The sequence below is a fragment of the Lacticaseibacillus pantheris DSM 15945 = JCM 12539 = NBRC 106106 genome (assembly GCF_001591865.1).
GTDB classification, from domain to species: domain Bacteria; phylum Bacillota; class Bacilli; order Lactobacillales; family Lactobacillaceae; genus Lacticaseibacillus; species Lacticaseibacillus pantheris.
Genome location: NZ_BCVS01000020.1, coordinates 21215 through 28390, shown reverse-complemented (window position 1 = coordinate 28390; position 7176 = coordinate 21215). Strand labels below are relative to the sequence as shown.

Below are 7176 nucleotides of genomic sequence, written 5' to 3'. Positions count from 1 at the left end.
CTCAACCGGAACCACCGCGTCAGTACGACCAGCCACTAGTAGCGGTTACCGTGGCGTGGTCCACAAAGTCGCAGAAACCACCCCCGCAACCGGAGCCGGCAGGCCGCCACGGCCAGCCAATAGGACCACCACCTAGCGGCCTCCGCTTTGCCTACCGTCGCCGCGGGATGAATTGGCCGGCAAAGCGCCATTTCTGTCGGTTGTGCAAGTACAGCCAGCCAAAGACGGAAAAGACGACGGCACCCACAAAGTTGACCATGAGGTCCTTCATCGTGTCCACCAACCCCAAATCAAGGTAGCCGTTCACGGGTAACCCAACGGCTTTGCCCCTCACGTCAAGCGTGGTGCCGGTCACATGCGTGATGGTAACGGGATGGTTGGCCCCGCTGGGATTCAGCGCCACCGAACGGATAGTATGTACAATCGTATCCTTCTGCATATCCAGGTTGAACCACTGATCCATCGTAAACTCGAAGAACTCCCACAACACCCCAATTGTCATGGAGAAGGTGAACGCCAACAACACAATTAGCAGCGGCGACAGGTCGGCGTGGAACAGGTCCTTCTGGTTCAGTATTTCCACGAGCGACAGCCCAATCGCCGCCGCCAGGAAACCGTTAATGACGTGTAACATGACGTCCCAGTACGCAAAGGTGCCGTAAAAATTGTGAATTTCACCCAAAATCTCGGCGGCAAAAATAAACAGTAACACCAGTACTTCCAACAAGATGGGCAAATCAATCTGCGTATGCCGCCGGATGAACGTGGGTACCGCAAACAGCACCAACGTTAACAGGCACATCAGGATGCCCTCAAAGTTACCCAAGAAAAACTGGCGCACCATCGTCGCCAACACGATGACGCTAAGAAACAGGTGAATACGGCGCATCGCTAGCGCCGAATGCAACCAATCTGGGTTCATCAACGTCCCCCCTAAGTAGGCCAACCACTTGATGTAATTCTATCCTCTACTCCCTATCTTACCAGCCTGTAACGCTTCGTTGGTAGCGTTTACCGCATTTTGTCAATTTATGCACAAATAAGTTGCACGTTTCGTCGCCAATCCTAACGTAAACAAAGTCGTGCCCGTAATCCCCCTCAATCAGGATTACGGGCACGACTTTGTAATTTACCATTCAATTTGTTGACTGCAACAACCCGTTGTCCACCAACCAGTGCCGCACAGCCGCGTCCGCCTGCTGCACCCGATTGCCGCGAACGGGCAGTCCCAGCCCCACTGTGGCCGCAGGACAAAGATTGGCGATGGTCGTCAGACTCGTGCCAAAGCGACTGCCTTCGTGGGTGCAGAACGGGTAGATGGTCACGCCACTTAACTGCGTCTGCCGTAACCAGGTCGCGACGGGCCGCGGTAGGTCACCCCCCCAAATCGGAAAGCCCAGCAACAACACTTTGCCTACTCGCATTGGCGTCCGCTCGACCGGGGGCCAGGTTTGCTGGTCCGCCTCACGACGGGCGCGGGCCAAAGTCAGCTGGTAGCTGTCAGGATACGGTTCAACCGCCTCAATCGTATTTGTCGCCACGCTCACCTTGTCAGCGATTGCTATGGCCACCCGTGCAGTATTGCCCACCACCAACTGCTGCTGGCGGCCGGCAACCATGTTGATGCCCGCGCGCGAAAAGTATGTCACGGTGATTGTCGTCCCATCTGCGTCCCGGGAACGCCTACTCCGCGTCGCCATAAACGTCCTTGGCCAACCCGAACGCCGACCACGCCTTGGGCCAACCCGCGTAAAACGCGAGGTGGGTAATGAGCGCCACCATCTCCGTGCGCGTTACCCCGTTGTCCCGAGCAATCCGCATGTGCGCCTCCAATTGCGGGAACAATCCCTGCGCCATCAAGGCCGCGCAGGTAATCAGGCTGCGGTCGCGCGGGGACAGTTCGTCCTCCCGAGCCCATACTTCACCGAATAATACGTCATCATTTAATGCCGCAAACTGGGGTGCAAATTCACCCAGTTGGTCGCGACCAGCCGTTTGCTTTTTAGCCATCGTTATCCCTCCAAAGCCGCGTAATCCGCGTCACTGACCGGTTCCAACCACTCCGGCGTGCCCGCCGTAATCGCCACGTGGCTGAACCAACTATCCTTGGTTGCGCCGTGCCAATGCTTCACGCCATCATGGGTCACCACCACGTCGCCCGGATGCAGTTTACGCGCCGCCTGCCCGGCCTCCTGGTACCAACCCTCGCCGCCGGTCACCAGCAGAATCTGGTACCCATCATGGTGGATATGCCAGTTGTTACGGCAACCCGGTTCAAAGGTGACGTTGCCCACGCCCACGTTGACGGCGGGATCGGCAACCAGTGACTGCAAGTAACTTTGGCCCGTGAAGAATTGCGCGTACGCATCGTTCTTGGGTCCCATGGGGAAGATGCCGTTGGTCACGGCGTTTTCGTTTTGACTCATAATAAATTTCCCTCCATTGATTGTTAGTGACTAACTCGTTTGGTTCTACAAGGGTTACTTTAGCCGTTTGGATACCATTCTGGAAATACTTAGTCAGTATGTATCCATACACATAGAGCATAGTAAAAGGGGCTGTGCCAAAAGGAGGTTAGCTCCCGATATACAAGACGGCATCAGTGGAAATCCCGAACCTAGGATTTCTGCTGATGCCGTCTTGTATGTTAGGGAGCTGCCTTTTGGCGCGCGACCACGATGTATCGTTAGTGTGCTAAAGTCTTCTGTCACAATCCCTTATCCATTCACTTAATTAAACGCCTCGCGGAATCGACGAATATAATCGGCCACCAGCGGCGTCAGAACCCGATTCCGCCGCCACACCAGCACACAATGCGTGGTCAGCGCCGGCGACAAAGGCACAAACTTGAGCTTGCTGTGGTCCACATCCCGCGTCACACCCGCGATGCCGAGGGCCATCCCCACCTGCCGCTCCACTAGCGGGACCACGTTAAAGTTGAGGTTGTAGTGACCAATAATGTGCGGCGGGACCGCACCATCAAGCCATTCGTCCAACATGGTCTGCACGGCTGGACGCTGGGAGGTGATGAGCGGTAGGCCGCCCAGGTCGGCGGGCGTCACCGCGTCCCGCTCCGCCAGGAATGCTTCGGTGGACATCAATAATCCCCACCGTTCGACCCTCGGAAGACGCAACGACTCGTACTTGGCCGTGTCCACGGGATCAATCAGGATGGCCACATCCACCAACCCTTTGTCTAGCTGATCAGCGATGATGTCACCGTCCCCCGTGGTGATGGTAAAAGTCACCTCCGGATACTCTGCCGTCATTTCCTCCAACATCATCGCCATCGTCGCCGAGTTATCGGCCTCCACGCACCCGATACGCAAGTTGCCGGTCATCACCGCACGCTGCCGGTCGGTAAACGCCCGCTCGGTTTGCTGGGTGAGTGACAAAATTTCCTCAGCGCGGCTGCGCAAGAACACGCCCGCCTCCGTTAACGTGAGGTGGTTGTGCTCCCGGTCGAAGAGCTGGGTGTCCAGTTCGTCCTCCAACGCCTGGATTTGGCGACTCACCGTGGGTTGCGTAACGTGCAGCCGGCGTGCGGCTTCGGAAACCGTGCCGGCGTCCGCAACCGTCCAAAAGTATTCCAGTAAACGTAATTCCATGCGTCACACGCCCCTTTGCCATAATCCATCCATACGCCACATGCATATTATATGGTCATTAAGCCACATTTAGGCATCAAGGGCAAGTAAATAGTCCGCTTCGCAACCGGATGCACAACCATCCTGATTCCAAACCGGACTATTGATAATAGCTATTTAACGGTCACGTGGCCATCACTGGCATGGGCCTCAACCCGGTTGGCCGCTTCCGCCTTGTGGGTAATACTACTCTCATTGTGCTTGCCAAAGAGGCTGACGCCGCCATCTTCAGCGGACAACACGTACCCATCGGTTTGTGGCGATGCCATGGTGATACTACCATCCTCCGCGCGGACTGAGACCACGTTGCGGAACCGCGTGTTGGTGAACTCCATGCGACCATCATCCGTGTGGTACCGGCCGCCAGTCAGGGTACTGTTCGTCACCGTCACACCACCATCATCACTTTGCAAGCTGGTATTGCGTAACTTGGTGTCGGTTAGGTTTGCCCCGCCATCATTCAGGGTAATGCGCCCACTTTGTGTAGTGAACTCCTTGGTGGTCAAGCGGCCGTCATCGAGGGCAATCGTGGTCGAGGCCACGGTCATCGGTACGTCCAAGTCCAGGTTGCCATCGCCCAGGTTAGCCGTTAACGCGCTGAGGTGCGTGTTCGCGGGCAAAGTCACCGTGATGTGTTCCGTCATTGTACCAATCCCCAGTTGTATCCACCCGCGGACATGCGACGCGATCCGCACCGTACCGCCACTTTGCTTGACCGTGACTGGGCGGTTGCTCGGCCCCTGCACGTGTACCTGACGGTCGTTACCCCGGCGCACCGTCACGTCGTAATCCGACGTGTTCACCACTAGTCGATCAACCCGGCCGAGGCTCACGTTACGCTCCGTCGTGGAGAACGTCCGCAAACCGTCAGCCCAGGTCATGTTAGTTTCAGCTTGATTCGTTAACCCTACCGCCATCATGAGGGCCCCAACCGTTGCAACAATGAGACCCGTGATCATTAATTTACCCTTCATTTTTAGCCCCTCCCACGTGGTACCGCTCACTCAACCGCTTATACGTCGACCGCACCATACGTGCGACCCATTGTCCAAACCAGCGTACTAGCGCAATACTGCCGGGCACCGCGATGAGCGTTAGCCCAATGGCGACCAGGCCGGCGCCGATAAATAGCACTCCGGTAGCCCACTCCGTAAACAGCGCGGTGACCCCCGCAATCACGGCGGCAACCCCAATGATGAAGACGGAGGCCACAATGGCGACCAGCGACAGGATTAGTGCCCCAACCACAATTATTGCCGCAATGAAAATCAGTATTAGCGCAATAATCATGGGTACACCGATCGGTAATGCAAAGACGCCGAGGATAATCATCCAGACGTTACGCCATTTATCCCGGCGCGGGGCCGTTGTGTGCTGGTCATCACCGTTGGATTGCTCCTGTGCCTTCACTGAGGCGTCGGCCAACGTGACGCGGGCCAGGTGCTTGGCCGTACCCAGGCGGCCTTCAATTGCTGCGCGATCACCAAGATCAGCGTCCTCAATGTACTCGCGATAATAACTAATAATGTCTGCCCGGTCGTCGTCTGGCAACGCGGCCAGGTAACGTTCTAGATCATCTAAGTATTCATTCATGTGTGTCAACTCCTCCAATAACACCGTCGATGGTGTCCTTATAATCCTGCCAATCCCCCTTAATCACCGTCAAACGCTGACGCCCAACGTCCGTCAGCTGGTAGTAACGGCGATTACGGCCTTGAAACGGCTGATCGTAGGTGGTGACCCAACCATTTTTCTTCAAGCGCCGCAATACGGGGTACAAAGTGGATTCGGAAACCGCGGTAAATTCCTGTACCCGCTGCGTCAATGCGTAGCCGTAGTAGTCCTCCTTTGTCAGCAGGGCCAACACGCAGCCATCCAGTAGTTCTGTCGTTATGGCAATACTCATGGTCAACCTCCAATCATATTATACGCTGTATAGTATTAGATTCGAGATAAATATACCATAAATCCTGATGGTGTCAACTCGGACTTTAGTCTGAACGTAAATTCGTCGAAGGCTGGGTGGGTACGAACCCGCGGATGGGCTTTGGCGCATAAGCCGCAGTTCCAAAGCTCACCCGCGGGTTCCCGATAGTTTCTGGCTACTGATATCAGTAGCCTCGAGTCCCTAACCGTTGGTAATTTAGACGAACCAGTTAGTGCCACTGGTCTCACTATTATTGCCAGTAGTGCGTTAGTACGTACTGACAGTTATGAATTACAGAATCAAATTGGCTAGACCGAGCGGGCTTTGCTAGGTCTACGGCAATTCGCGGTAGTCCGGACCGGGCGTGAGCGTGAGGCAAGTAGACGGTCGCGGGGCCCGGCCGCTCAACCGGAACCACTGCGACAGTATGGCCAGCCAGTTGCGGCGGTCAGAACCGCCACCCAGACCAACCATCAAAAAAGCCCCAACCACCGCGGCTAGGGGCCAACAATTATGATTACCAACTAAATTCCTCAAAGTAGATCATCCCAGGCTGCATGCCTGCATCAAGGTTGGCTCGCTGCTCCCCTAACCGCATTATTAATCCCTTTCATTTTTATAATTCAGCTTACGTTTCGTTAAATGCGCACAAAAAGGGCCAACACCCAGAACCACCGCATGGCAGTCGTAGGTGTCGGCCCATTAATTTCATTATACTTGGGTTTAGCAGGTTTCGCCGGCAACCATGAGGCCCTGCTTAAACGCTGCGAGGATATCCGCTCCTTTGGCCATCGTGACCGCACCATCAATGTGGTGCGCGTCATCCTTCAGGTCAATGGCGTAGTTCTTGAAATCCAACACTGCGCCATGCTCGAGGAAGAACAGGTCGTAATCGGAGGTGTAGAGATCCAAGCCCGCGTCGTTTTCCAGACGGACGTTATAATCCGGGTCGGGTGCGTCCAGTTCAATCAAACTGAACTTGGAGCCGATAGTACAAGCGCCACCCTGTAGGGAGTAGCGCCCACCCCCGTCGTCAGCAATCAGCAACAGCATCTTGTCCGCCAAGCCTTTACGCCGCATCAAATCCACAAAACTTTCCGTCAACGTAATTTTAGCCATAGTCTCGACCTCCCGTGTGTCCAACCAGCAGCTTACTATTAATAACCAAATATAGTATGCCACTCTTGTGGAATAAATTCAATTAATCCGGCCAGCCTGGTTCGCCCCAAGTTAACTGTCGCGCTACTCGTCAAGTTCAATTACTCGGCGGTAGGTGCGCCCATTAGAAGTCCGCGTGACGTAGCCAGCATCGACCATGTCCCGACGTGCCGTCACGTAGTCTGGAAAGCTGATGTGTGTCTGGATGGCGGCGTTCACGCTAACCTCGTCCAACTCACCATCTGGTAGCTGCTCTGCAAGCCAGGCTAATACGGCTAATCGCCGAGAGCGTTTCTTCGGCAGTAACGTCAACCGCCCGTCGTTATCCAAATAATGCTGCACAATTTCATCGTTCATCAACTATCCCTCGCTTTTTCAATCCGACGTATTCGCGTAAAATATTATTAGGTGGCTATATATTCTCCCATTGTAGCATGTTCCTGT

At 55.0% G+C, this 7176-nt stretch carries 10 protein-coding genes; all 10 read right to left on the bottom strand.

The window, feature by feature from the left end; all coding sequences use genetic code 11:
* Positions 1-151 precede the first annotated feature (151 nt).
* The 10 genes from LPA02S_RS03670 to LPA02S_RS03625 all read right to left on the bottom strand — a co-directional run bounded on the left by LPA02S_RS03670 (position 152) and on the right by LPA02S_RS03625 (position 7089).
* Positions 152-922 (bottom strand): DUF2238 domain-containing protein, encoded by a 771-nt coding sequence (locus tag LPA02S_RS03670; RefSeq protein ID WP_054650541.1) that lies wholly within the window; start codon positions 920-922, stop codon positions 152-154.
* Positions 923-1136: 214 nt separating this feature from the next.
* Positions 1137-1649, bottom strand: a complete 513-nt coding sequence (locus tag LPA02S_RS03665) for a flavodoxin (RefSeq protein WP_162256041.1) — start codon at positions 1647-1649, stop codon at positions 1137-1139.
* 34 nt (positions 1650-1683) lie between these two features.
* A complete protein-coding gene (locus LPA02S_RS03660; RefSeq protein WP_054650545.1) occupies positions 1684-2010 on the bottom strand; it encodes a carboxymuconolactone decarboxylase family protein in 327 nt (108 codons plus the stop codon).
* Positions 2011-2012: 2 nt separating this feature from the next.
* On the bottom strand, positions 2013-2426 hold the full coding sequence (locus tag LPA02S_RS03655) for a cupin domain-containing protein (protein WP_054650547.1): 414 nt from the start codon (positions 2424-2426) through the stop codon (positions 2013-2015).
* Positions 2427-2729: 303 nt separating this feature from the next.
* Positions 2730-3608, bottom strand: a complete 879-nt coding sequence (locus tag LPA02S_RS03650) for a LysR family transcriptional regulator (protein WP_054650549.1) — start codon at positions 3606-3608, stop codon at positions 2730-2732.
* Between the two features lie 152 nt (positions 3609-3760).
* Positions 3761-4621 carry a DUF4097 family beta strand repeat-containing protein gene (locus tag LPA02S_RS03645; RefSeq protein ID WP_056956681.1) on the bottom strand — a complete coding sequence of 287 codons (861 nt, stop codon included), beginning with the start codon at positions 4619-4621 and terminating at the stop codon, positions 3761-3763.
* On the bottom strand, positions 4611-5240 hold the full coding sequence (locus LPA02S_RS03640) for a DUF1700 domain-containing protein (protein WP_056956682.1): 630 nt from the start codon (positions 5238-5240) through the stop codon (positions 4611-4613). The genes LPA02S_RS03645 and LPA02S_RS03640 overlap by 11 nt, the downstream gene beginning before the upstream one ends.
* Positions 5233-5553 carry a PadR family transcriptional regulator gene (locus tag LPA02S_RS03635; protein ID WP_054650553.1) on the bottom strand — a complete coding sequence of 107 codons (321 nt, stop codon included), beginning with the start codon at positions 5551-5553 and terminating at the stop codon, positions 5233-5235. The genes LPA02S_RS03640 and LPA02S_RS03635 overlap by 8 nt, the downstream gene beginning before the upstream one ends.
* Positions 5554-6297: 744 nt before the next feature.
* Positions 6298-6693 carry an iron-sulfur cluster biosynthesis family protein gene (locus tag LPA02S_RS03630; protein ID WP_054650555.1) on the bottom strand — a complete coding sequence of 132 codons (396 nt, stop codon included), beginning with the start codon at positions 6691-6693 and terminating at the stop codon, positions 6298-6300.
* A 123-nt stretch (positions 6694-6816) separates the two neighbouring features.
* Positions 6817-7089, bottom strand: a complete 273-nt coding sequence (locus LPA02S_RS03625) for a DUF2087 domain-containing protein (RefSeq protein WP_054650557.1) — start codon at positions 7087-7089, stop codon at positions 6817-6819.
* Positions 7090-7176 lie beyond the last annotated feature (87 nt).

Excerpts from the sequence above, each read along its gene's own strand:
- LPA02S_RS03670 (WP_054650541.1), bottom strand. The coding sequence starts at position 922 with ATGAACCCAGATTGGTTGCATTCGGCGCTAGCGATGCGCCGTATTCAC.
- LPA02S_RS03660 (WP_054650545.1), bottom strand. The coding sequence starts at position 2,010 with ATGGCTAAAAAGCAAACGGCTGGTCGCGACCAACTGGGTGAATTTGCA.
- LPA02S_RS03655 (WP_054650547.1), bottom strand. The coding sequence starts at position 2,426 with ATGAGTCAAAACGAAAACGCCGTGACCAACGGCATCTTCCCCATGGGA.
- LPA02S_RS03650 (WP_054650549.1), bottom strand. The coding sequence starts at position 3,608 with ATGGAATTACGTTTACTGGAATACTTTTGGACGGTTGCGGACGCCGGC.
- LPA02S_RS03645 (WP_056956681.1), bottom strand. The coding sequence starts at position 4,621 with ATGAAGGGTAAATTAATGATCACGGGTCTCATTGTTGCAACGGTTGGG.
- LPA02S_RS03640 (WP_056956682.1), bottom strand. The coding sequence starts at position 5,240 with ATGAATGAATACTTAGATGATCTAGAACGTTACCTGGCCGCGTTGCCA.
- LPA02S_RS03635 (WP_054650553.1), bottom strand. The coding sequence starts at position 5,553 with ATGAGTATTGCCATAACGACAGAACTACTGGATGGCTGCGTGTTGGCC.
- LPA02S_RS03630 (WP_054650555.1), bottom strand. The coding sequence starts at position 6,693 with ATGGCTAAAATTACGTTGACGGAAAGTTTTGTGGATTTGATGCGGCGT.
- LPA02S_RS03625 (WP_054650557.1), bottom strand. The coding sequence starts at position 7,089 with ATGAACGATGAAATTGTGCAGCATTATTTGGATAACGACGGGCGGTTG.